We start from the raw sequence: 23633 nt of genomic DNA on the forward strand, positions 1-23633 counted from the left end.
CGAGGGCGTGCGCAAGCAAATCGGACGAAGCAGCGCATCCGAATGTTCCCCAGTTTCCTCGGCGTTGGGGCTTTGGGGTTCATAGTTGATGCCATCGTGTTCTTCGGGTTGACGCTGACCTTTTCCACTCAGTACTGGCGCGCGCGGATCATAGCCTCCCTAGTCGCGATCGCAGCAACATGGGCAATCAACCGAGTTGCCACTTTTTCGGCATGGCGCGGCTATACCGCGTTTGCCGAGTTTTTGCGCTACTTGGTGGCAAGCTCTGTCGGAGCAGGAGCCAACCTTACCGTGATGTCCGCAATTGCCCCCTACGACGCGAATCTACAGCACGTTCCTGCCTATTGTGTGGGCGCAGCCGTTGGCCTGGTGGTCAATTTTCTTCTCTACAACACGTTTGTCTTTCCCGGTAACAGGAAAGCGCAACGATGAACCCAGTAGATAATGGAGAGGATGTTGTGAATAAGACGGACGATAGCAGAGGAAACATTGACTCGATTTACTATCGAGACGGCGTGAATAATTCATTTTCCATGCGGCTTCTAAAACGCGCGCGCATGTCCATGATGAATTTGTTCATGCAAGCGCTATCTCCAAGTGATACTTCTAGCATCTTGGATATTGGCGTCTCTGACGACGAGAACGATGGGGCAAATTTTCTTGAGAAGCACTACCCGTGGCAACACAATATCACTTGTGTCGGCCTGGGTGACGGAAAGCAGGTCGTCTCCAATTACCCGAAAATCCAATTCAAACAAATACGCGCTGGAGAACGGTTGCCCTTCGAGGATCAAAGCTTTGACATCGCATGTTCCAACGCAGTAATAGAGCACGTTGGAGGGCCTGCACAGCGGACCGAGTTTATCTCCGAACATCTAAGGGTGGCAAAAAAGGTTTTTATTGCCTTTCCTAATCGCTGGTTTCCTGTTGAGCATCACACAGGTCTTCCGTTTTTGCACTACACCCCCCAACTCTTTCGGAGAGTGCTCAACGGAACCAGATATTCGTACTGGACGCACCCAGAGAATATGGACTTTTTAGATGGTCGATCCATTATGAAAGACTGGCCAAAAGCTGGTAAAAGTCCGGCCGCAATGGTTAATACCGGTATCTCCCTTGGTCCTTTTAGCTCCAATTGTGCCGTTATCGTACGATAACTTAAGATCCTTGCGGCGTTATGAAACGCATTCCAGCGAGAAGAGATTTGATGACCGGGGCCACTGTGGAATTACAGAAACGGAGCTTACTTGGGCTCAGTTGGACTGAAGCGCAAACCGCGCGGGTACTCCTGATTTCGCTTCTTGCAGTTGCTGCCGTCTATGTCGGATTGGCGCTCACGCCGTCGCACTATGCGATGGGCTTGCGATACCTTGGCTCGGATGCAAGTCCCTTGCTTCTGTCAGCCCGCCCCATTCGATCGGACGAATGGATCGTCCTAACGCCACTATTTCAAACTGCCGTCCGTGGCGGCTTTTCGACCTTCAACCAAATTTCCCCTTATCATGAGTCCCTGAAAGGGTTCTGGGCTCTGCCTATTCTGGATTGGTCTCTTGTCTTCAAGCCGCAGCTTTGGGGTTTTTGGGTCTTGCCGCCAGCCTATGCCTACTCTCTGTATTTTGCCGTGCTTTGGACGGCGTTTTTAGCTGGATACACCATCCTTCTGCGGCAATTTGGTGCCGATTTGTGGATTGCAGTGTTCGGTGCCGGCTGTCTTTTCTGCTCCCATTTGGTGCAAGTGTGGTGGACGTCACACGGTGCAACATTTGCTTTCGCCCCCTGGCCGCTAATAGCATTCTTGCTTCCGATTCGTCCGTGGCTGAAATTGCCGCTTCTTTTCTGGGCCTGTGCCGTCTGGGTATTCAGTTTCGTCTACCCCCCTTTCATGATCCCCGCAGCGTTTTCGCTGGGAATACTGCTCCTTGCCTTCCGACGAGATACGATCACGCTTGCGAATGTTGCTGTCGCAGTTTTGGCGGTCGCCTGCCTTGGCATCAGTTTTGTTTTGTATTTCGGCGATCTCATTCAGATCATGCAGGCCACTGTCTACCCAGGCCAACGGGACGTATCGGGCGGCGGCGTTAACGAAATGAGGTTGCTTGCCTATCTCTTTCCTTTTTTTACGACGGTGCGCTTCTCGCCGCTTCTCGCAACTAACGAATGCGAGGTTGCAGTTGTTTCGACCCTCCTGCCTCTGACAGTGCTCGTTTTTGTCAGCTATCGGTCATTGGCTAAAACCTTGAGGAACAACGTCGTTTCCTTTGGGGTGGTAGGACTGGGTTTGATTTTGATGCTAGCGTGGATGACACTGCCGATACCTTCCAGTATTGGAAAGATCTTGCTCTGGAACAAAGTTCAACCTGGACGTATGGTCTGGGGATTTGGATTGCTTCTTACTATATCTATAATTATTTTTGCGTCCAAGTGTGTCTTTATAATTTCAAAAGAGCGAATTGCAGCTTTTTTTCTAATTATGGTATCGACTTGGATTCTATCGAAGGTAGGACTTACTTGGATTTTGGGGGATTCTGATAAAAAGACCCTCGACGCCTTGGTGCATGGTTACTTCGAATGGATTGCAATCGCTCCATTTATTCTGGGCGCCGGATATGTCTGGTACCTCGGTCAACCGACAAGAAATGGTGGGAGGATATTATTTGGCTCCGCATTTCTCTCTGGCGCGATTACGTTCGGCATGTTCAACCCTTTTCAGCAGGCCTTTCCGATTTTCGACATTCCGGAAACGCCTTTTCTGACCGCGCTTCGCGAGCAGGCAAAAACCAATCCTAACGGATGGGCCGTCATGCCTGGTATGTATGGCGCTCTATTCTCGGGCGCGGGTGTGCCGGCAATCAATCACACGCTCACGGCACCGCAGCTTTCGTTCTTCCAGCGAGTGTTCCCCTCAATGCCGGAAGCAGCGTTTAATGATGCATTCAACCGGTATGCACACATCATTCCAACTGACGTCCCGGAGCCTCGTTCGCCTTCGCCCGATCAAGCTTGGGTTCCGATCAAGGCGTTTGGAGTCAAAATACCAGGCTAGCGCGGCTCATCGAGAGCCGGAGTTTGCGCCGATTTGTTAGCACTACTTTGGCAGATTTTGGCGGCGGGCGAGTTTTTGGAATTCCCAAGAGAGAGTTGGCGTGATTCATAGGAGGTCGGCTTGTGGAGGACCGATCATGGATTTGGACTGGCAAGCCGTCTCGAGCACTGGCTGAAACGATCTTCCTCTGGGCGCACTACAACAACGGCTCGCTGCGCACCCAAAAAATCTGGCGACGCAGTTCGAGATCGAGGTCGGTAGCAAGGCCTAGGCGCAACTGTCAGGAGCCGCTCAAATGGGCCGGCTTCTGCGGCGGAAAGCCTTTGGCATCCTGGCTTACCCGGGATTCCCCTGATGCGGGCGATCGTCGATTCCGGCTTCACCGTGGAGGCAATCGACCACCCCGAACATCCGAATGGCCCTGCATTGGCCGTGGTAGCTCGCAAAATGTGAGGTAAATCAAGGCTGAAGTTCAGGCGGCTTTTCCGATATCAGCATAGCGAGAAATCTTCACGCGCTTTGGTCAGATTCGGCGAGTAGAAAGGATCACGCTCGATGATCTCCTTCCATCGTCCTTGCATGTACTCGATTTCACTGTTGAAACGCGCTATTTTCTCCGGGGCGTCCTCAATACCACGAGACACGCTTTCAAGGTGATAGAGTTCGGCATAGGGCGTCCAGACGTTTGAATAACCGGCTTCCCCGACTTTCAGACAAAGGTCCACATCATTGAAGGCGACTGTCAGGTCGACCTCATTGAGGCCCCCCACTTCTTCGTACACACTTTTGCGGATCAGGAGACAGGCTGCGGTGACAGCGGAGAAATTCTGCAGGACCTTCAGCCTGCTAAAATACCCTGGATGATGGCGGGGGAAATGCTTATGCGAATGATTTGCGACACCGCCCACTCCAACAATCACCCCGCCATGCTGAATCGTATCATTGGCATAATAGAGCTTAGCGCCGACGCAACCCACATCCGGCTGAGCAGCCCAGGAGGCCATTTCCGTCAGCCAGTCCGGTGAGATCACCACGATGTCGTTGTTGACGAGGCCGATGATCGATCCCTTCGCTTTGCCTACGGCGAAATTGTTGATCGCGGAATAATTGAACGGCTTGTCGTAACGGAGTACGCGAACATTCTTCACCTTCTTCAACTCGCTGAAATAGGCAAGCGTTTCCTCTTCCACCGAGCCGTTGTCGACCACCAGAATCTCGTAATTCCCGTAGGTGGTTTTTTCGCGGATGGACTCCACACAGCCGCGAAGGAGTTCAACCTTGTCGCGTGTTGGAACGATGAGGCTTACAAGCGGCTGCGGTTCGGGGACGAAAAGCCGAAGACGGTAACAGGCTGTGCTAGGAGCGCCCTCAGCTTTCGCCGGAATATTCATGCGTTCGACATGTTCCTCCAGCGCACGCAACCCGGCCACATAGGCGTAGCTCTTCTGCGAACCGTCGAGCGCCGTCGAGCCTTCCACCGCGCGCCAATGGTAGAGCACTTTCGGAATGTGCCGAATTCTTTCAGAGTCAATGCGCTCGAAGACGCGCAGATTGAGATCATAGTCCTGGCTGCCCTCGAAGCCGGGGCGCCAGCCGCCGACGGCGCGGATATTTTCCGCCCGATGCACGGTGAGGTGGTTCAGATAGTTCTGTGAGCGGAAAAGCTCTCGCGAGAAATCCGGCTTGAAACAGGGATCGTAGCGCCTGCCTTCCGCATCGATCTTGTCTTCGTCACTGTAGATCAGTTCGGCGTCAGGATGACGATCGATTTCCAGCACGATTTCGGCCAGCGCGTGCGGGCGCAGAATATCGTCGTGGTCGAGCAACGCAACCCACTCGCCGGTGACCAGTTGCAGGGCAGAATTGGATGCATGCGAGATATGGCCGTTCTTCTCGCGAAAGACGACTTTGATGCGCGGATCGCGTTTCGCGTATTCGTTCAAAACGCGCCGCACATGCGGCTCCGTCGAGCAATCGTCCGCTATGCACAACTCCCAGTTCTCGTGGATCTGCGCGCGGACGCTCCCGATCGCTTCCCGCAGGAGCCTCTCTGGCGTATTGTAGACTGGCATCAGCACCGAAATGAGCGGCTTCCTCTCCAAGAGAGCCAACCGCCGCCTCAAATCCGCAACGTCTTGTTCCGTCGGCGTGTCGTTGAGTGCAATCCACCCGTCATACGTGACGCTGCCCAGAGCGCCTCGCGCCTCCGCCTGCCGGAGGGTGGACGCAAATCCCCGAAGGCCGCCTTCCCTCAAGATTTTCACACCACGCGCCGCAGACCGTACGAGGGAACCCGGGCTTTTCACCTGGAGGGCGACTATCCTTCCGATGAGGGAGGCATAAAATTCAACCCGCCCCAGCCGACGCAACCGAACGCGGCCGATCGTGATCTGACCGGAACGGTCGCTTGGATCGAAACGCAGTTTCAAGGTCGCCAAGTTAAGCGGGAAGGTCGCCGCGGCCAAATCTTTGCCGTTCGAACGAAACCGCAGATCGATCCGTTCGACTTCGTTGTACCCTCTACCGCTGTCGACATAGAGGCGCGCGTCAATCAACGCGGCCGGTTCAGCCGACACATGCGCGCTGAGCTGGTAATGCCCAGGAGGCAATGGCAGGGATCCCGACCAGAGGAGTTCGAACTGCGGATCGTCGCCGGTTATTGTCCACTCCGTAGCTCGCGTACCCAGCGGCACGCCTTCCAAATGATTGAGCGCGCGCAACGCGGCGGTCCGTCCGGCATAGAGAGTCGCCGCTTTCGCAATAGACGCAAGTCTTCGCAAGAACGATCTAAAACGCCAGGTTCGGCTGCTGTGAATCAATTCGATTTCGTGACTCAACACGGCCAGCTGTTGATCGCGTTCCTGCACCTTATGCTCGTGCTCCTTGAGCTCACGCTCGAGCGCCACGATGTCCCGGTCGGCTAGCTTCAGCGCTTGCTTGACCACATGGAGTTGCTCGCGCTCGACCGTCAGCGCAGCGATCTCTTCTTCGCGATTCCTAATTTGCTCGCGTATTTCGACTATCTCACTGGAAAAAGTCGCGATGCGTGCTTCCTGGCGCATCGCCAACGTCCTGTTGGTTTCAATTTCCATAGCTTGCTTGTCGGCAAGATGCCGAACCTGCGAATATCTCTCCTTATCCATAGCCGATCGAGCGCGCATCTCAGGAAAGACGGCCTCGCCGAAGATCGGACTAAATTTATTGAAGGCATCTCTTATCGCATCAAGCCGCGCCATCGCACCAGCATCGCTCGGATTCTCTTCAAGCATCATCAGCGCATTGTAGCTGTCTTTCACCCATCTCGCCGTGTGCGGATCTGTCTCGAGACTCTCTCTGCTTGCGACATGATGTTGATGCACCACAGAGAAATGCGCCGAAAGCGCCAACTGCGCCCTAGCAATTGGCCGGGGCCATTCCATCTGGAGAACATCTGTCATTCGTTCCACCCCAGATCGCCAGTCATCGAGCATAGCCTCGTATGACAAGAAAACCCGTGGCTGATCGCGCGTCGCGTACTCCGCGTCCAATTCATGACGCAGCCACAAAAGTGCGCTGAAGCCATGCGTAGAATTGTCCCGCCTTTCGAGCGAGGCAGCCACAGCGAGCGGGTTGCGCTCAGTCACCACGTAGCGAACGTCGATGCGCATGCGCTTCAAGATCTCCGCATAAAGCGGCACGAAACGTGAGATACGCGGCTCCTTGAGCACAAAAAACGGCGCGCTGCCGTATTCCTCGTCGATCAGCCGCGCGATCTCTGCTTTGTAGAAGCGCAGACGCGGCGCGCCGAGATCATTGGGATCAAAGGATCGCCAATCATACCAGCTGCTTCCCGCTTCGGTCAGCATCTGGTCGTGCAGTTTGATGAGGCGTGCTGGCTCCCAGTGCCCAGCTGGATTGGAGGGGTTGGCGCCAAGTAAATTCTTCGGCAGCTCCGCGCCAAGCAGACTGATCGCCCTCGTCAGCGCGCTGGTGCCGGAGCGATGCATGCCAAGCACCATGATGCAGACGCGTTTGGCCGTCTTCGGCTTTGCCTTGCTTGCCTTCGGCGTCGCCTCGACAACGGGCGTGGCATCGCGCATGTTTTCAGGTGCAGGGTGCCTGTTCATGCTATCAGCGCCTGTTTCGTCTCACCGACGAGAAGCCGGCGCACCACCACTTCCGTCGATTGCCGCCAAACGGGCGCATCCCAGCCGAAGACCGAGGCGAACTTCGCGCTCGATAGCCGGGAATTGGCGGGGCGGCGCGCCTTGGTTGGGTAGTCCATCGTAGCAATGTCCCGTACCCGCGCCCAGGGACCACCCAACACGCGGCTTGTGTCGAGGATATGGCGGGCAAAGCCGCTCCAGTTGGCCTCGCCGGTTCCGGCCAGATGATAGATGCCGGATGTGGCGGCGCCCTCGTGCAGCCGTGCCGCCGCATGCAGGATCGCGTCGGCGATATCAAGTGCCGATGTTGGATTTCCCCACTGATCGGCCACAACCGAAATCTCGTCGCGGTCGGCGGCCAGCCGCAGCATGGTTTTCACGAAATTCTTGCCGAACGGGCTGTAGACCCATGCCGTGCGCAGGATCAGATGGCGCGGATTGGCCGATGCAACCGCCTGTTCGCCGGCAAGCTTGGAGGCGCCATAGACGCTGCGCGGTGCAGTGGCGTCGGTCTCGACATAGGCGCCAGGGGCGGTGCCGTCGAAGACATAGTCGGTCGATAGATGGATGATGGGAACGCCAAGCTCCGCCGCGGCTTGCGCCACCTTGCCGGCGCCGACGGCGTTCACCGCGAATGCCAGATCGGGCTCGTCCTCGGCCTGATCCACCGCCGTGTAGGCGGCAGCCGACACGACGATATCCGGTTTCGCGGCCGCGATGGCTTCGATCACCGTGTCGGGTCTTGCAAGGTCGAGTTGCGGACGGCCAATGGCGATGACCTCAACGCCGGCGGCCGCCTGGCCGGCCTCCAGAAGGCTTGCCGCGACCTGTCCGTCGCGCCCGGTGACAACCAGCCTCACGCCGCCCCCTTGCGTGCTTCGCCCAGCCGTTCACCGGCATAGCGCTGCTCGCGGATCGGTCCCCACCACCATTTGTTGTCGAGAAACCAGTCGACGGTCTTGGCGAGGCCGCTGTCGAAATTCTCATTGGGCGTCCAGCCCAGGTCCCGGCCTATCTTCGAGGCGTCAATGGCATAGCGGCGATCGTGACCGGGGCGGTCGGTGACGAAGGAAATCAGGTCGCGATAGCTCTTGCCCCCTGCCCGCGGCCGCCTGCTGTCGAGGAGATCGCAGATCGTCTCGACGACGCCAAGGTTCGTCCGCTCGGAATTGCCGCCGACATTGTAGCTTTCGCCCGGCAGTCCCCTGGTCGCGACAAGTTCCAGCGCGCGCGCGTGATCCTCGACGAACAGCCAGTCGCGCACATTGGCGCCGGCGCCATAGACCGGCAGCGGCTTTTCGTCGAGCGCATTGAGGATGACCAGCGGGATCAGCTTTTCGGGAAAGTGATAGGGTCCGTAGTTGTTCGAGCAATTGGAAAGCACGACCGGCAGGCCATAGGTTTCGTGCCAGGCCCGCACCAGATGGTCCGAGGCCGCTTTCGAGGCGGAATAGGGCGAGGATGGCGCATAGGGCGTTTCCTCGACGAACATGCCGCCATCGAAAGGAAGATCGCCGAACACCTCATCGGTCGAGACATGATGGAAGCGGAAATGGCTCTTCCTGTCCTCGGGCAGGCCGCGCCAGTACTCCAGCGCGGCATTGAGCATCTTGTAGGTGCCGACGATGTTGGTCTCGATAAAAGTGCCCGGCCCATCGATCGAGCGGTCGACATGGCTCTCGGCGGCAAGGTTCATGACGATGTCGATATCGTCGCGCCGGAGGATATCGAGCACGGCCCTTTCGTCGCAGATATCGGCCTGCGCGAAGCGATAATTGTGTGCGTTCTCGATCGGCCGCAGCGAGGCGAGGTTTCCCGCATAGGTCAGCTTGTCGAGATTGGTCACCCGATAGGCCGGGTTGGCGCATAGATGCCGGCACACCGCCGAACCGATAAAGCCAGCACCGCCCGTCACCAGAAAATTCATGCCGCTGTCCTCAAATAACCCATCAGGCGAACACCTCGGCGGCAGCCAGCAGCGGCGCCTTGAGGTCCTTGTCCGAGAGCTGGAACCCGCCGGTCAATGACGGCCATTCGATGCCGATGGCGGGATCGTCGAAACGGATCGACCGGTCATGCGCCTGCGAATAGGTGTCGGTCACTTTGTACAGGACCTCGGTGTCGGGCACGAGCGTCACGAAGCCGTGCGCGAAACCTTTCGGCACCAGAATCTGGTTGCCCTTTTCGGCCGACACTTCGAGAGCGACCCATTTTCCGAAAGTTTTGGAGCTGCGGCGAATGTCGACCGCAACGTCGAGAATGCTGCCCCGGATGACGCGCAGCAGCTTGTCCTGGGCGCGCGGCGCAAGCTGATAATGAAGCCCTCGCAAGACGCCCGCCGCGGCGGAATAGGAATGATTGTCCTGCACGAAAGCCAAGTCTATGCCGGCCTGCGAAAAGCGCTCGGCATTGTAGGTTTCGACGAAGAAGCCGCGCGCGTCGCCATGTCGCTTCGGAACGATTTCCAGCACGCCATCGATGCCAAGGGGCCTGACTTCCAGCACCTAGGCCTCCGACAGGTCGACGACACGCCGGCGCAGATAGGCGGCATATTCGTTCTTGCCCAAATGATCGGCGCGACGCAGAACCTGGTCCACAGTCAGCCAACCCTGTTCAAAGGCGATCTCTTCGGGACAGGCGACCTTGATGCCCTGGCGGTGCTCGATGGTGCGCACGAAGGACGAGGCCTCATGCAGGCTGTCATGGGTGCCGGTGTCGAGCCAGGCATAGCCGCGCCCCAACCGATGCACATGCAACTGGCCGCGCTCGAGGTAGACGTTGTTGACCGCCGTGATCTCGAGCTCGCCGCGCGCCGAGGGACGGATGGCAGGGGCAATGTCGACGACGTCGTTGTCGTAGAAGTAGAGACCGGTGACCGCCCAGTTGGATTTCGGCACCTGCGGCTTTTCCTCGATCGTCAGCGCCGTTCCCGTGGCCTTGTCGAAGGAAACCACGCCATAACGCTGGGGATCCTCGACATGATAGGCGAACACCGAAGCGCCCTTTTCGCGCGAGGCAGCGTCGCGGCAAAGCTGCGACAGCCCATCGCCGAAATAGATGTTGTCGCCGAGAATCATCGACACGTTGTCCTTGCCGATAAAATTGCGGCCGATGATGAAGGCTTCCGCCAGCCCGTTGGGCTGCGGCTGCTCGGCATAGGACAGGTCGAGCCCGAACTCCGATCCATCGCCAAGCAGATCGCGAAAAACCGGCAGGTCACGCGGCGTCGAAATGATCAGAATCTCTCGGATACCCGCGAGCATCAGAACGCTCAGCGGATAATAGATCATCGGCTTGTCGTATATCGGCAGAATTTGCTTAGAGACTGCTAATGTTAGTGGATAAAGACGCGTTCCACTGCCTCCAGCAAGGATAATTCCTTTCAAGAAGCTCTCCTTGACATGCCTGAACCCCCCGGCCCTAGCCGCCCGTGCTTAGGTTCCATGCACTGGCTTGTCAATCTCGGCGTTCGTCAAATGACTGGGTCACGATCCGGCGCCAATCCATGGCCAATTCAGGCGACGCATTGCTATCGTCTTGCCAAAGCCGGCCTGACGGGAACAAGCAGATTGTCATCATGGGCGGCGGTCGACTCGCCTCTCTGGCTCAGCCGCTCAGCAAGTCCCTTGTGAAAGATAACGCCATTCATATAGGCGAAGGTCATCGCCAGTGCCGCCGTTCGCAAGGGATAATCGACCAGGGAATGAACGAGCAGAAACGATACTGAGAGAAACGCCATTTTCTGCAGCGGATCTCGCCGTGCCGTAACGGAAAACGCAAAAAGCAATATCGCGTAAGCTGCGACCAGAAAGACAACAGGAGCGCCACCTTCAAGTGCCAATTCCAGATAATCATTGTGGGCGTGATTGACGTAGGGCTTGAAGATCATCTCTCCCTTTTCGTAAATCTGATAGACCTTCGGAAAACTCCCAAAGCCGACGCCCGTCGCCCAGTTCTCTTCAATTCCCGCGATCGTCGTGCGGGCAAATTCGGCCCGTCCAAAGGCCGGGTCAACCACTTCCGCATCGATCTTCGTCCACGCCCCGATCGTGTAGAGTGAAAGCCCGATGAAGACAGCGGGTATTCCATACCCGCCCAGCCTCGAGCGCGCGGACAGAAAGACGACTGATACCATGGTGATCGCCAGCCCTATCAGAATACCGGCGCGCGAACCGGCGGCCAGAAGCAACAGCAGCAGCGTTATCAAGCCGAGCGACCCGGACAGAAGGTGCCCGCGAAACAGGCCGTAGTAGACAACGAAGGGGATGGAGACGAAGAGCAAAGCTGAAAAATGGTTCTGGTTGGCAAACAGTCCCGCATTGATCGTGAACGGCAACAAACCCTGTATGGCAACCGTATCGGAGAGTGAATACTGGATCGCCGCAGCCAATCCGTTACAGATGACACCCATGAAAAAGAAGGGCAGAAGGCCGTAGACCTGATCTGGGCGCAAGCGGGTGACGCTCAGAAAGAATGCAGCCATCGCCACGAAATACAACAGACACTCGATCGTACGTCCCACGCCGACACTGACGAAACGCAGCCGGGTTTCACCGCTCAGCCACGGATTTGCAAGTAGAACCTCAGGCCGCAATCCGCTCAACAGAGCGGCGGACAGCGGCACGATTTGAAAACAGAACACGGCAAGGCCCAGAGCAAGCAACCACAGGGCCGAGCGAGGGATGCCGCGTTCCGACGGCCCTGAAAAGACGGCCGCGGCCGAGACGATCGCCGCCACCTCGATCAGCGCTTCGGTGTAGAGACCGCTCGCGGTGCCGCCGCCAATCAGCACCGACAGGAAGAGAACCGACCCAAGCAGATATTTTTCCCATTCCGTGGTTGACCGCTCTCTCAAGATGAAACTCTTTCGATGCTCAATTTGTGCATGACCAACGTGCCAACGTACCGAAATCGCCAACTCTCAGCGATGGCAGCTGTTTCCAGCCGCAACAATTGCATGGGACACGCGCTTGGTCCGATCGCGAAATCCAGGCTCAACTCCCGCCGATCGAACGTGCCTTCCGGAATGTCGAACCGAGCTATTTCGCCCGCCGGATCCGCGCATCTGATGGACCAGAACAGCTGCTTGGGCAGCTTCAGGTTTCTCGCGGAGGCGATCAGGGAAATCCTGTAGGAGCCGGGAGGCAGTTCGACATATTGCTGGAGCGCGGCGTTCTTCACCGGCGTATTCAGGAATCGGACAGTCGCTCCGCTATCGCCTTCGCCGGCATCGCGCGCCCCGGCAAAGGTAATTTCCAGACCGGAGCGGTCGCGAACCTGCCAGTCGAATGGCTTGCCGCTGAGGATCTGTTCAAAGCCGCCGTTGAAAATGTATCCGGCCAGTGTCCGCTCCTGATCGGACAGACTGAACAGGAACAGCCGGTAGGCCGCCTCGTATTCCTTCTGCCTGATATATCCGTTGATTACGGCAGACAGTTCCTTCGACGTCGGTTGTGAGATCGATCCGGCAAGGTCCAGCAACAGTTGATTTGCGACGCGCAGGCCCCGCGGATCCTTACCAAGCGCGGTGAAAAGACTGGATCTCCACGGTGCCTCGATCGTCAAGGCTGCCAGGACAGCCTGGTATCCGTCCGGGTTTGAAAGAATAGCCGGCAAGCCCGCCGCAATGACTGGAAATCTGTCGGGCCACCGGCGCAGCAACGTGTCGATCTCGGCAACGGCCTTTGACAGATCGCCCACCTCGATCGAGCGATCGATCGATCTCTGAAGTGAATGGATTTCAGTCTTGGACAGCTTTCGAGCCTGGTCGAAGAGTTCGAAAGCCTTGTCTTTCTCGCCTTGTCGATACTCAATCTCGCCTATCAGGCTGTAGAGCCGGGCATCCGCGACATTGAAACGAAGCGCGCCCTTCGCCTTTGTTGCCAAGACATCGAGATCAGCACCGTCGCCTGTTTCGCTCAACCGACCGGCAATTTCGCCTATCAAGGCATCTACGTTGAACGGATCGAGCGCAAGCGAGACGGCCGGCGTTTCCGACTCAAGAAGCCGACTTAGCCCTACCGACGAAACCGCCAACACCAGAACGGAGGCGACGAACCAAACGCCTGAACGCCGGAGATTTCGCGTGAGCGGGCTGGCCTGCTCCGTCATCGACTTTGCCCTCAATTTTCGGGGTACTCGCGCCATAGTCGTAGTACTGATAGTTCATGTATTTATAGGCGTAATTGTAATCGAACTTGTTGACCGTAAATTTCGACATCGCCGCTCCGATCACATTCGCACCGGCTGAGCGCAGACGCTTGAGTGCCGTTTTGGCTGACTTGCGTGTGACCTGATTGGTCGAAACGACCATCAATGTGCCTTCGGCAAGCCGGCTGAGGATTGGTGCGTCGGAAAGACCGACGACCGGCGGTGCGTCGATGATGACCAGATCGAAGCGTTTGCCTAGATTGGTCAAGATCAACGCCATCTTCGGCGACGAGAGCAGGTCGGCCGGATTCGGCGGAATCGTTCCGGACGTCAGCACGGTGACATTGGGATATTTCGTCGGTCTGAAAATGCCCGGCAGATCGTCCTTGCGAACGGTATTTGTCAGCAGGTTGCTCAACCCGATCGAATTGTCGAGGCCGAACAGCCGGTGCAGGTTGGGTTTGCGGAGATCGCCGTCAACAAGCAGAACCCTTGCGCCGAGTGCCGCGAAATCCTGGCCAAGCTTGAACGACGTGGTCGACTTGCCTTCCGACGGTTCCGAACTGGTCACCAGCAGCGATCGCGGCGCGCCCTCCGCACCGGAGAACTGCAGCGATGTTCGCAGCGAACGATAGGCCTCGGAGAGCCCGGATTTTTGATCGGCGATGCTGGCTATGAGTTCGCGATCACCAACAAGCGGCAGGATGCCGAGCATCGTCAGCCCCAGCTCTTTCTCGATCTGCTCCGGATTGGTGAAAGTGTTGTTCAGCAACTCGATGATGTAGATGATCGATGCAGCCAGGGCCATGAAAAGCGCGAGAGCGACTGCAAGATTGATGCTCAGACGTGGAGAATAGGGGGCTGTGGGCAGCGAAGCGAAATCGACTATCGCAGCGCTTTGCGTCTTGAGTTCCGAGCTAACACCGACTTCATTCAGCTTGGCGATAAGGCTGTCATACTGCGACCGGTTGGAGTCGACTTCGCGCTTCAGGATCGTGTATTTGATATTCTTGTCGTTGAAGACAACCTGCTGCCTCTCCATCTCCGCGAGCTTGGACTTGAGGTCGCTTTCCTTGTTCTGCGCTTCCTGATATTTCAGCCGCAACGAATCGGTTATCGCCAGCACGCCGTTGTTGTAGAGTCGCTGCAGTTCCTTGATCTGCGATTGCAATTGCTGCATTTCCGGAAAACCGGGTTTCAGGATGCCCAATTTCTGCTGATACTGGCTGGTCAGATCCGCCAGTTTATCGCTAAGCTTCTGCAGACCTTCGCTTTCCAGAACCGGACCGAGGCTCGACCCGCGGCCCTTTTCTATCTGATCGACCACCCGTCCCGCATCAAGACGCTCCTGGATTGCGGTGGCCAGGGCGGTGTTCAGGGCTTCGATGTTCGAGCCGATCAGCGATTTGTCGTCGCCGGTAACAGTGATGCCGGCATCTTTTGCATAGGTGACCAGTTCCTTTTCGGAGGTCTGCAGCTTTTGCCAAAGCCGTAGCTGCACCGAATTCCCTTCTGGTGTGATCCAGCGGCCTCGCCCGCCGCCTGGCCACCCAAGAAGCCGATTTCGACGTCCCAGTCGGGTCGTCTCGCGAGTGCGCGCGCAACAAGTTTCAAGATGGTTTCGGCACCGCCTCTTCTGTCGAGCGGAATGGCGATCAGCGCGAGCTTCCTTTTCATGAGCCGCGGGAACTCACTGTTTTCGCCGAAAGACATAGGCGTAGGTTTCAGCGGCATCCTTGCGGAAAAGCAGGGCCGAAACGCCTAACCAGATGCGCCAGGCAAGAAAGGCCGGCACGAAAAAATAGAAGTAGGAGCTTTTCCAGAACAGACGGCGCTCGACAAGTTCCAGGTCGTTCCGTTTTGCGATTGTCTCGACGTCACTGGGCAAGCACTTGTCGTAGAAGGCCGGAAACCCGTCATGACCCATGCCCTTTTCAGGATAGATCGCAAAAAGCAGCCGTCGTTTCATCCCCTCCGGCAGGACCCGATTCAATCTGGCAAAAACGGCGTTGCGCGAGGGCGAGAAAATGGCAACCACGCCTCCCGGCTTCACGCAACTGGCAATGCCGCGCAAGGCACCCTCGCCATCACGGACGTGTTCGAGCGTTGCCTGGCAAATGACGACGTCAGCATCGCCCCTCCCCCTAAACGAGGTAAGGTCCGCTTCAATCTCCTCGTCGTATATTCCGCGCGGCGCTTTCGACAACTCTTCCGCGTCGAGGTCGAGCCCAACGACAAAAAGCCTCAGGCGCCGCTTCTCCGAAAGACTGACGAACGGCCTGGCACCCCCGCCAAGGTCGTAAACCCGTGCATTTGAGGTAAGTAAGGGAGGTGCTATCTCCGTCGCAAAGGTCCGGTTGCCGTCGATGCGAAGGCGTCGCGGCAGAGCTCTGTCCAGGAACTCGGAAACAGCCACATTCGCACGAACAAACTTTCGCAATATCGATACTGCTTCACCACCGGTTTCGTTTGGCGATCTGCGCCCACTCGGATTTGACATCCGCGCTATATCCTGTGGAAGACGTAGAGCCGCGTATGATGCGAAAATGGGCCGAGCAACCGGTCCGCGGCAGCACGCAAACCTCTCAGGATTCCATTCTTGCTGTCGTACCAGGCCTGCATCGGCTTGGAGAAAAATGTTTCGTCCTTCAGCCCCTTGAAGCCTCCCCTTGGCTGGGATCCCAGAAGCTTGAAGCCGTGCTGTTCGAAACTGGAAACAATCGAAGACGGCCCAAGAACGAACTGGTAAAATCCGGCCTGTTCACCTGAAAACCTGGGATAGAGACCCATTCTGATCTTCAACTGTCGGAGAGGAGAAATGCTCGGCACTGTCACGAAGGCAACTCCTCCTGATCGGATGATGCGCCTCATCTCCAATGCGATCTCATCGTAACCGTCGAAGAAGTGCTCGATCACCCCCAGGGACCACACCCCATCGAAGAATTCGTCCGCGAAGCCCGTTGCTCGAACATCCCCCACGGTCACTTGCAAATGGGGCGCGGCACGGTTCACCATCCCCACGGTCTTCTGCGCGAAGTCGATCCCGTAGGCGGAAAAGCCTGCCTGGTGGAGGCCATGGACCGTATTGGCCAAGCCACATCCAGCGTCCAGGACCTTGGCCGATCCGGTCAGATATCGCTTGGTGGTTTCAACGACAAAGCGATCCGGCCTCAAGACAATCCCGTCGGCCCAGTGAGAATCCCAATAGTCGTCATCGGCCACCGTGCCGACATGGACGATGCGCCTGTTTTTCTCGTCGTAGAATGCTTTCTTCTCATTCATTTCTGGCATCCGGCCCGACCATCAAAACCGTGCGCTGTTTCGCACCAGGCCCTTGGTCTGCAATCACATTCCTCAATGCGAAAAAGGAACAGGCCGCGGCAACGACATATCCGAACAAAAATGCCATTTCACTGCCAAGCGGCACCCGCCACCAAAGGCCCAATGCCGCCAGACAACAGCAAGCCAACGCCCCTATCGCGTAGGAATAGGTCAACGTCATCGCTTTGTTCGACCGAAGCGCAAACGGGTCGATGATCACTTTTTTCGTCCTGTTGACCAGAACAGCACAAGAAACGATCCCGAACACCGCAGGATCAAAAGACTTCCCCAGCCATCCGGAGGCATGGCCCGAGAAAAACAGGCCAACTATTCCGGCCGCAGCCGCAGCCGCAAAAATGAGTGCGATGGCCGCTCCTTCCAACAGTCCGCGCCGAAACTCCCTGACGTTTCCATTTGCGGCACTGAGAAACGCCCTTGGCACGAAAACGAAGCTGGCCGCATTCATGAAGAAGCCGACAGACCGTTGTGAAAGATCGACACAAAACGAGAAGACTCCGAGATGGGTCTCGGAGCCAAGCAACAAAACAATGTATCGAATGCCGACAAACACGCCGCTCTCGGCCAGATTGCTCAACACAAATCCCCAGCCTGTGACCAGAGACCCGGCAAGATAGGAAAAGCCAGGTCGTCTCAGATTCCTAGGTCCCAGCAAGGCAAATGAAATCAGCGCTCCGACGAAATAGGAGAGCGAAAAGGCGGCAAGAGCCGATCCTACTTTCGCATCGCCGACAAGCAGGATTATGGCTCCTGCCTGGTATGCTACGGCCTGGCCAATCGCCGACCAACCGTACGCCCACAAACGCAGTTGTGACCTCAAAATCTCTTGAAGTGCGGTGTGCAAGCCGAAAGAAATGATGATGGTCGCGGCAACGGCATTGCCAAATCCCAGCCACGTCAGTGCCAGCCCAGCCAGGACGACAAACAACGCCACAACTGCAAGCACGGTCAAAATGGACGACACGTACTCTCTACCCATTCCCGCGGCATGCATTTTTGCGGAAACCGGCATTATCGAATAGGTCGCGACTCCAAAAACAAGTGTCGAAATAAATGAAACTGTCGCAATCGTCGTGCTGAAAATACCGTACTGTCCAGTCTCCAGATGGCTTCCGATGTACAGCAATGTCGCTATGTTCAGAAGACCAGGAACAATTCGTATTACGATGGCTTCCACCAACTTCCACAGGCTGGCTTCTTTCATGAAGTCACCCGCACGAATGATCTCTTGAGCAAGAACGGGAAACTCAAGATACCAAAGCTCAAACAGGCAAGAACCGCCTTACCCAGGAACCGAACCGACCGATATCGTCCTAGCCAGAATGCCTTGATGTAGATCAAGTTCAGCAACAACATCGGGTATGCATTTTGTCGCTGAAGAAGCCGAATCCTTGCCGTCATCCCCTCCGGCAAATATCGTTTTCGTCCAATCTCGACATTGACACAGATAACGTCGTATTCGATCGCCAATCTGGACCAGAGAAGAGATGTTGGAACACGGCGGAACCGCCCCGCAGGGGGCACGGCAACCCGTTTAAGCAAAGGAGTTCTGATGACCTCCTTCTTGTCGCCGACCACCCGTTCGTCGGCCCGCATCTTTATCAGGTTTGTCCGCTCCAACGGAAACGGCTCTGCTGCCGTCTCTGGGTGGCCAAGAGCCATCGAGAACACAAAACCCGCAATCTTCTCATCGACACCTCTCTGCGAAAGGTGCTCACAGACTTCCGGCAAGCGATCGGCGAAGAGATCGTCGTCATCATCGAAGACCATGCAATAGTCGCCAGTGGCGGAAGCAATCGCCGAAAACATTGCGCGGCCTCTGCCGTCATTCGGGCCAGTGGTGACCACCAAACTGGAATCGCGAGACGCGATTTTCGCAAGCGCTTCGTTCGTTCCGTCGGTCGAACCGTCGACATGGACGCATATCTGCAATGGGCAGTCCGCACGTAGCAGTTGCTGAACCAGCGCGGCAACGCGATCCCGCCGATTGAACGTGGGGATGCAGACGCTCAATAGCGCCTTGGACTGCAATGGATTGCAGACTGCCTGTTTGCGAGCCGTGTCGATTCCATCTGCTCCTGGTTACGTGATCATGGAACAGCGCGGATCAGCCGAGAAACGCCGAGCCTTATCCCCGCCCGAAATAAGCCTTGTACCACTCGACGAACCGCCCGACGCCCTCGGTCACTGTCGTCGTCGGGCGGTAGCCGACCGCCTGCTCCAGCGCCGAGGTGTCGGCGAAGGTATCGGGCACATCGCCGGGCTGCAGCGGCAAGAGTTCGACGATGGCTTTGCGGCCGAGCGCGTTTTCCAGCGCCTCGACATAGGCGGTCAACTTAACCGGGTTGTTGTTGCCGATGTTGAAGATGCGCCAGGGGGCGCTGCTTGTGGCCGGATCCGGACGGCTGGAGTCCCAGGCGGCATTGCCCGTGGCCGGGCTGTCGCTGGCACGGATCACGCCTTCGGCGATGTCGTCGACATAGGTGAAGTCGCGCGTGTGGTTGCCGTGGTTGAACAGTTTGATCGGTTCGCCAGCAAGGATGTTTTTGGTGAACAGGAACAGCGCCATGTCCGGGCGTCCCCAGGGGCCATAGACGGTGAAGAAGCGAAGCCCGGTCGTCGGCAGCCCGAACAGATGGCTGTAGCTGTGCGCCATCAGCTCGTTGGCGCGCTTGGTCGCGGCGTAGAACTGCAGCGGGTGGTCGGCCGGACGATGCTCGGAAAACGGCATGTCGGTGTTGGCGCCGTAGACACTCGAGGTGCTGGCATAGGTCAGGTGCGCGACGGCGCTGTTGCGGCAGGCCTCCAGCATGTTGGTGTAGGCGATGATGTTGCTTTCGACATAGGCATGCGGATTTTCCAGGCTGTAGCGAACCCCGGCCTGGGCGGCGAGATGGATCACCCGGTCGAATGCGTGGTCGGCAAAGCAGGCGTCGACCACGCTCTTGTCGGCGAGATTGCCGCGGATGAAATGGTAGCCGGCATTGGTCTTGCGGCTCGCTTCGTCCAGGAGCCGCAGTCTCGCCTCCTTGATTTCCGGATCGTAGTAGTCGTTGACGTTGTCGATGCCGACGACCTCGTCACCGCGCTCCAGCAGCCGCTTGGCTACGTGATACCCTATGAAGCCGGCCGCGCCGGTGACCAGAACCTTCATCAGAAGCGCCCATCCGTGACATGCCTGGGAAACAGACCCTTGATGTCGTAAATGACGCCGGGGGTCTTGCAAAGAGCCTGCAGGCCGTCGACGCCCAGAGCGCGGAACTGCCTGTGGCCGACGGCCACGATAACGCCGTCATAGCGCTGGTCGGGAATGTCCTTCATGCTCGCTACGCCGAAGGCACGCGCGCATTCCTGCGCGTCGACCCAGGGGTCCCATATGTCGATGCCGGCATTGTATTCCTTCAGTTGGGCAACGATATCGGCGACCTTGGAATTCCTCAGGTCCGGACAATTTTCCTTGAAGGCCGCGCCCATCACCAGAATCCGGCTGCCAACGACAGGTATTCCCTTGCGCATCATCAGGCGGGCCGTCTGATCCGCCGCATGCTGACCCATGCCGTCATTGATACGGCGGCCGGCAAGAATCACCTCCGGATGATAGCCGAGTTCCTGGGCCTTGTGGGTGAGATAGTAGGGATCGACGCCGATGCAGTGGCCGCCGACCAGACCAGGCGTGAAGCGAAGGAAATTCCATTTGGTGCCGGCGGCTTCCAGCACTTCGGAGGTGTCGATGCCGAGCTTGCCGAAGATAAGCGACAGCTCGTTCATCAGCGCGATGTTGAGGTCGCGCTGAGTGTTCTCGATGACCTTGGCCGCTTCGGCGACCGCAATGCTCGAGGTACGGTGTGTGCCTGCCGGCACGATCGAGGCATAGAGCGCATCGATACCTTTGGCCGCTTCCGGCGTCGAGCCGCTGGTGACCTTGACGATCGTTTGCAACCGATGCTCCCGGTCGCCCGGGTTGATGCGCTCGGGACTGTAGCCGAGGAAGAACCCCTCATTGTAGCGCAGGCCCGAATGTTTCTCGATCAGCGGAGCGCACACCTCTTCCGTGCAGCCGGGGTAGACCGTTGATTCGAAGATCACCACCGCGCCTGGCGAGATGACCTCACCGACCAAAGTCGAGGCCATGATCAGCGGTTTCAGATCCGGACGGTTGGCCCTGTCGATCGGCGTCGGAACCGTAACGATGAAAATCCCGCAATCGCGCAGATCGGCCTTGTCGGTGGTGAATGTCAGCCGCGACGCAGCACTGATCTCATCGCTGCTGGCTTCCAGCGTATGGTCGTCGCCACGCTTCAGCGCGTCCACCCTCGGCTGGTTGATGTCGAAGCCGACGACATCCCTGGTGACGCCGAAGGCGACCGCCAGCGGCAGACCGACATAGCCAAGCCCGATGATTGCTATTTTCCCGGAGGCGAGATCCATCTGCTTCCTGCGCTTGCTATTCCAGAGCCATGCTTCGCATTGGTCATCTCGCACCAAAGCCTGTAAGCATCGTTTTCATTGTCTTGAGAGTTATCAAAACATCCAGCCAAGGCGAAAAGTTCTTTATGTAATAGAAATCATAGTGCAATTTTTCCATAACGTCATCGACAGCAGCCACATGCCCCTGATTTACTTGTGCCCACCCGCTTATGCCTGGCCTGACGATATGTCTGTAGCGATAGAATGGCAACTCAGCCTCGTACCACTGTGACAGCACGACAGCTTCCGGTCGCGGTCCGATCCAACTCATTTCGCCACGCAGGATGTTGATGACCTGCGGCAGTTCGTCGATCCTGGATTTTCGCAGAAAACGCCCGACTCGGGTGATGCGATCATCGTCGTGCCTGGTGATCGCCCTCTCCTTGTCGCTGCCGGCGCCAGAGTGCTGGCGCATCGAGCGAAACTTGTAGACCGTGCAGATCTTGCCCCGGTAGCCCATGCGTTGCTGGCGAAACAGCGCGGGACCATCGGAATCCAGCCGGATCAGCAGCGCAATCAACGCCAGAACGGGGGAAAGAACGATAGTCAAGACAAGTGCCGAGACCCAGTCGACCGCCTGCTTGATCTTGAGGTAGGCCTGGTTCGGATTGAGCGAACCAAGCGTGTTTTCCGACAGGTGCTCGATCTCGACCCGACCGGTCAGCGACTCGCTGACCTGCTTGACGTGGTATACGGGCGTTCCCGAAAGGGCCCGATCCGCGATGTATCGTTCCCACTCCGCGCCAAGATCGGCACGCAGATCAACGACCACGCCGCTGGCTCTTTCGATTATCGTACTGGTCGACTTGATCCAAAACCAATGCACACCCGGTAATGTCTTGAGGCGCTCGACATCTCCGCCGGGAATCACGACGAGCCGGTACGGATCGAGACGCCGCGTCAACAGGCTCAGGCCGAAATACCAGAGCGTGGACTGCGTGAAACTGGCGGCGGCCTGAAACCGGCTGTACTCGAACCGAAAAAAGAAGATGGTCAGGAAAACAGCCCCGTAGGACAGGGCAAATGTCGGCAAGATGTAACTTGCGGCGGCCACGCCCGGGAAATTTCCGATGCGGCGATAAGATAAGAAGCCCACAAGGTGAGCGATGACCGCAGCGGCTACTGTTACCTGAAGATTGGCCGAATAGATGAATTCAGGATTGAAGACAATCCGGATAATCGCCGGCGCAAAAACCGCGAATGTCAGTCCGCCAAGCAGTTGAAACCGAATCCTAAACAGGAAGTGCCGGCTTCCGACGATAGTCGACGCTGCGACATTCAATGTCTTCCCCCCTTCCCCAAGGCTGCCGTGTCGGCGACAGACCAGCGCGATAGTGGATCTGACCTGCTCGCGCACAAAAACGAATCGGACGTCTCGCCCCCCGGCGATTCGATATACAGTCGGAGACCAAGAGCTACGACAGCGCGGCTGCTCCAGCAAGCATCTATTTCTCGGATCAACAGTGCGGGAACTTTTGATCAACAGCATTGCTTGATGCGATTGAAAAGATACCGTCTGCAACGCACCAACGCCGAACGATAGGGCCAATAATGCGATGTAATTTCCAGCACCGCTTCGGCGATCAACCCCTTGGCAAGTCGCCTGGGAGCCGAGACAGATCGATCTAGAGAGCGGAGATATTGCGTTCCGAAGCAGCTGTATGTTGGTGTCGTCGGGACGGCAACCTAGTCAGATGCGTATGGCCGGCGGAAGCCGGCACGGTACCGATCATCGGCCATAAGATCGGCCAAATATCCGGGCAAATTCGAAATATATCTTTATACGTATTTAGCAGAAGCCAAGATCGGCCAGACATGGAAGAAACCGTTTCAACTACATTCACCCGTTCCCCGACGGCAATGGCCGCGTCAGGCGTTTGATGAGCCACGCCATGGCCCATGAGGCTGGGATCGCCGCGCACGGGCTGTGGTCGATCTCACGCGGTCTAGCGCGCGGCGTGAAAAGCCGCACGGACTACAAGCGCATGATGGATCATGCCGATATGCCCCGCCAGGGTGATCTCGACGGACGTGGCAACCTCTCCGAGCGCGCACTCGGCGACTTTACGCTATGGTTCATGCAGGTGTGCATCGATCAGGTGAACTTTATGACCGGCTTGTTCGATCTCGACACGCTCGCGAAGCGGCTGCGTCGCTACGTCGAGCGCAGTGGCCTCAAACCCGAAGCCGCCCGCCTCCTGGAGGAAGCGCTAATGCGCGGCGAATTTGAACGCGGCGAAGCGTCTCGCATTAGCGGACTGCCCGAACGCACGGCGCGTCGCGTGTTCAATGAGGTGATCGCGCTCGGTCTGTTGGCGTCGGAAACACCCAAAGGTCCGGTGTCGCTACGCTTTTCGGCCGACGCATTGGATTCACTGTTTCCGAAGCTGTTTCCAGAAACCTAAGTGTGATTACTTGGCAGACGCCACGCTGAAATCCGCCAATCACCCCATGCCAGCCAAGGCTTGATTGCTCAAGCCGCTGGCCTG

General features: G+C 57.3%; 19 protein-coding genes. 4 read left to right on the forward strand and 15 right to left on the reverse strand.

The window, feature by feature from the left end; translation table 11 throughout:
* Positions 1-42 precede the first annotated feature (42 nt).
* Genes AC0NIL_RS25180 through AC0NIL_RS25190 form a run of 3 tightly spaced genes read left to right on the forward strand, consistent with a single transcriptional unit; the run spans position 43 to position 3043 of the window.
* Positions 43-432, forward strand: a complete 390-nt coding sequence (locus AC0NIL_RS25180) for a GtrA family protein (RefSeq protein WP_473572689.1) — start codon at positions 43-45, stop codon at positions 430-432.
* Positions 429-1157 carry a methyltransferase domain-containing protein gene (locus tag AC0NIL_RS25185; protein ID WP_473572690.1) on the forward strand — a complete coding sequence of 243 codons (729 nt, stop codon included), beginning with the start codon at positions 429-431 and terminating at the stop codon, positions 1155-1157. The genes AC0NIL_RS25180 and AC0NIL_RS25185 overlap by 4 nt, the downstream gene beginning before the upstream one ends.
* A gap of 50 nt (positions 1158-1207) precedes the next feature.
* A complete protein-coding gene (locus tag AC0NIL_RS25190; RefSeq protein WP_473575050.1) occupies positions 1208-3043 on the forward strand; it encodes a DUF7657 domain-containing protein in 1836 nt (611 codons plus the stop codon).
* 491 nt (positions 3044-3534) lie between these two features.
* Here AC0NIL_RS25190 and AC0NIL_RS25195 read toward each other — a convergent pair whose 3' ends face one another.
* The 15 genes from AC0NIL_RS25195 to AC0NIL_RS25265 form a co-directional block, all read right to left on the reverse strand.
* On the reverse strand, positions 3535-7149 hold the full coding sequence (locus AC0NIL_RS25195; protein WP_473572692.1) for a glycosyltransferase: 3615 nt from the start codon (positions 7147-7149) through the stop codon (positions 3535-3537).
* Entirely contained in the window at positions 7146-8048 is a 903-nt protein-coding gene (gene rfbD / locus AC0NIL_RS25200; RefSeq protein WP_473572693.1) for a dTDP-4-dehydrorhamnose reductase, read from the reverse strand. The genes AC0NIL_RS25195 and rfbD overlap by 4 nt, the downstream gene beginning before the upstream one ends.
* The gene (gene rfbB, locus AC0NIL_RS25205) at positions 8045-9115 is read right to left on the reverse strand and encodes a dTDP-glucose 4,6-dehydratase (protein WP_024503667.1); all 1071 of its coding nucleotides are present in this window, start codon (positions 9113-9115) and stop codon (positions 8045-8047) included. The genes rfbD and rfbB overlap by 4 nt, the downstream gene beginning before the upstream one ends.
* Before the next feature lie 22 nt (positions 9116-9137).
* The gene (rfbC, locus tag AC0NIL_RS25210; protein WP_013532726.1) at positions 9138-9692 is read right to left on the reverse strand and encodes a dTDP-4-dehydrorhamnose 3,5-epimerase; all 555 of its coding nucleotides are present in this window, start codon (positions 9690-9692) and stop codon (positions 9138-9140) included.
* A complete protein-coding gene (rfbA, locus tag AC0NIL_RS25215; RefSeq protein WP_013532727.1) occupies positions 9693-10574 on the reverse strand; it encodes a glucose-1-phosphate thymidylyltransferase RfbA in 882 nt (293 codons plus the stop codon). It abuts the gene before it with no gap.
* A gap of 143 nt (positions 10575-10717) precedes the next feature.
* Positions 10718-12043 (reverse strand): O-antigen ligase family protein, encoded by a 1326-nt coding sequence (locus tag AC0NIL_RS25220; protein ID WP_473572694.1) that lies wholly within the window; start codon positions 12041-12043, stop codon positions 10718-10720.
* Complete coding sequence (locus AC0NIL_RS25225; RefSeq protein WP_473572695.1) at positions 12040-13299, reverse strand: tetratricopeptide repeat protein; 1260 nt, start codon at positions 13297-13299, stop codon at positions 12040-12042. Before AC0NIL_RS25225 ends, AC0NIL_RS25220 begins: the two co-directional genes overlap by 4 nt.
* The gene (locus AC0NIL_RS25230; protein ID WP_473572696.1) at positions 13187-14839 is read right to left on the reverse strand and encodes a polysaccharide biosynthesis tyrosine autokinase; all 1653 of its coding nucleotides are present in this window, start codon (positions 14837-14839) and stop codon (positions 13187-13189) included. The genes AC0NIL_RS25225 and AC0NIL_RS25230 overlap by 113 nt, the downstream gene beginning before the upstream one ends.
* 189 nt (positions 14840-15028) lie before the next feature.
* A complete protein-coding gene (locus tag AC0NIL_RS25235; protein WP_473572697.1) occupies positions 15029-15838 on the reverse strand; it encodes a class I SAM-dependent methyltransferase in 810 nt (269 codons plus the stop codon).
* 5 nt (positions 15839-15843) lie between these two features.
* Positions 15844-16620 carry a class I SAM-dependent methyltransferase gene (locus tag AC0NIL_RS25240; RefSeq protein WP_032899285.1) on the reverse strand — a complete coding sequence of 259 codons (777 nt, stop codon included), beginning with the start codon at positions 16618-16620 and terminating at the stop codon, positions 15844-15846.
* Entirely contained in the window at positions 16613-17881 is a 1269-nt protein-coding gene (locus tag AC0NIL_RS25245) for an MATE family efflux transporter (RefSeq protein WP_473572698.1), read from the reverse strand. The genes AC0NIL_RS25240 and AC0NIL_RS25245 overlap by 8 nt, the downstream gene beginning before the upstream one ends.
* On the reverse strand, positions 17878-18708 hold the full coding sequence (locus AC0NIL_RS25250) for a glycosyltransferase family 2 protein (RefSeq protein ID WP_473572699.1): 831 nt from the start codon (positions 18706-18708) through the stop codon (positions 17878-17880). Before AC0NIL_RS25250 ends, AC0NIL_RS25245 begins: the two co-directional genes overlap by 4 nt.
* Positions 18709-18805: 97 nt before the next feature.
* The gene (locus tag AC0NIL_RS25255) at positions 18806-19831 is read right to left on the reverse strand and encodes an NAD-dependent epimerase (protein WP_473572700.1); all 1026 of its coding nucleotides are present in this window, start codon (positions 19829-19831) and stop codon (positions 18806-18808) included.
* Entirely contained in the window at positions 19831-21105 is a 1275-nt protein-coding gene (locus AC0NIL_RS25260) for a nucleotide sugar dehydrogenase (protein WP_127365517.1), read from the reverse strand. The genes AC0NIL_RS25255 and AC0NIL_RS25260 overlap by 1 nt, the downstream gene beginning before the upstream one ends.
* Before the next feature lie 43 nt (positions 21106-21148).
* The gene (locus AC0NIL_RS25265; protein ID WP_245458898.1) at positions 21149-22426 is read right to left on the reverse strand and encodes a sugar transferase; all 1278 of its coding nucleotides are present in this window, start codon (positions 22424-22426) and stop codon (positions 21149-21151) included.
* Positions 22427-23036: 610 nt separating this feature from the next.
* On the opposite strand from AC0NIL_RS25265, the gene AC0NIL_RS25270 reads away from it, so the two are divergent.
* Positions 23037-23549 carry a Fic family protein gene (locus AC0NIL_RS25270; protein ID WP_473572701.1) on the forward strand — a complete coding sequence of 171 codons (513 nt, stop codon included), beginning with the start codon at positions 23037-23039 and terminating at the stop codon, positions 23547-23549.
* The last annotated feature ends 84 nt before the right edge of the window (positions 23550-23633 follow it).

It is taken from the genome of Mesorhizobium sp. WSM1343 (assembly GCF_055901535.1).

Coding starts and splice junctions, on each gene's coding strand:
- AC0NIL_RS25225 (WP_473572695.1), bottom strand. CDS start 13,299: ATGACGGAGCAGGCCAGCCCGCTCACGCGAAATCTCCGGCGTTCAGGC.
- AC0NIL_RS25235 (WP_473572697.1), bottom strand. CDS start 15,838: ATGTCAAATCCGAGTGGGCGCAGATCGCCAAACGAAACCGGTGGTGAA.
- AC0NIL_RS25240 (WP_032899285.1), bottom strand. CDS start 16,620: ATGAATGAGAAGAAAGCATTCTACGACGAGAAAAACAGGCGCATCGTC.
- AC0NIL_RS25185 (WP_473572690.1), top strand. CDS start 429: ATGAACCCAGTAGATAATGGAGAGGATGTTGTGAATAAGACGGACGAT.
- rfbB (WP_024503667.1), bottom strand. CDS start 9,115: ATGAATTTTCTGGTGACGGGCGGTGCTGGCTTTATCGGTTCGGCGGTG.
- AC0NIL_RS25260 (WP_127365517.1), bottom strand. CDS start 21,105: ATGGATCTCGCCTCCGGGAAAATAGCAATCATCGGGCTTGGCTATGTC.
- AC0NIL_RS25195 (WP_473572692.1), bottom strand. CDS start 7,149: ATGAACAGGCACCCTGCACCTGAAAACATGCGCGATGCCACGCCCGTT.
- AC0NIL_RS25245 (WP_473572698.1), bottom strand. CDS start 17,881: ATGAAAGAAGCCAGCCTGTGGAAGTTGGTGGAAGCCATCGTAATACGA.
- AC0NIL_RS25270 (WP_473572701.1), top strand. CDS start 23,037: ATGGCCCATGAGGCTGGGATCGCCGCGCACGGGCTGTGGTCGATCTCA.
- AC0NIL_RS25255 (WP_473572700.1), bottom strand. CDS start 19,831: ATGAAGGTTCTGGTCACCGGCGCGGCCGGCTTCATAGGGTATCACGTA.
- AC0NIL_RS25180 (WP_473572689.1), top strand. CDS start 43: ATGTTCCCCAGTTTCCTCGGCGTTGGGGCTTTGGGGTTCATAGTTGAT.
- AC0NIL_RS25190 (WP_473575050.1), top strand. CDS start 1,208: ATGACCGGGGCCACTGTGGAATTACAGAAACGGAGCTTACTTGGGCTC.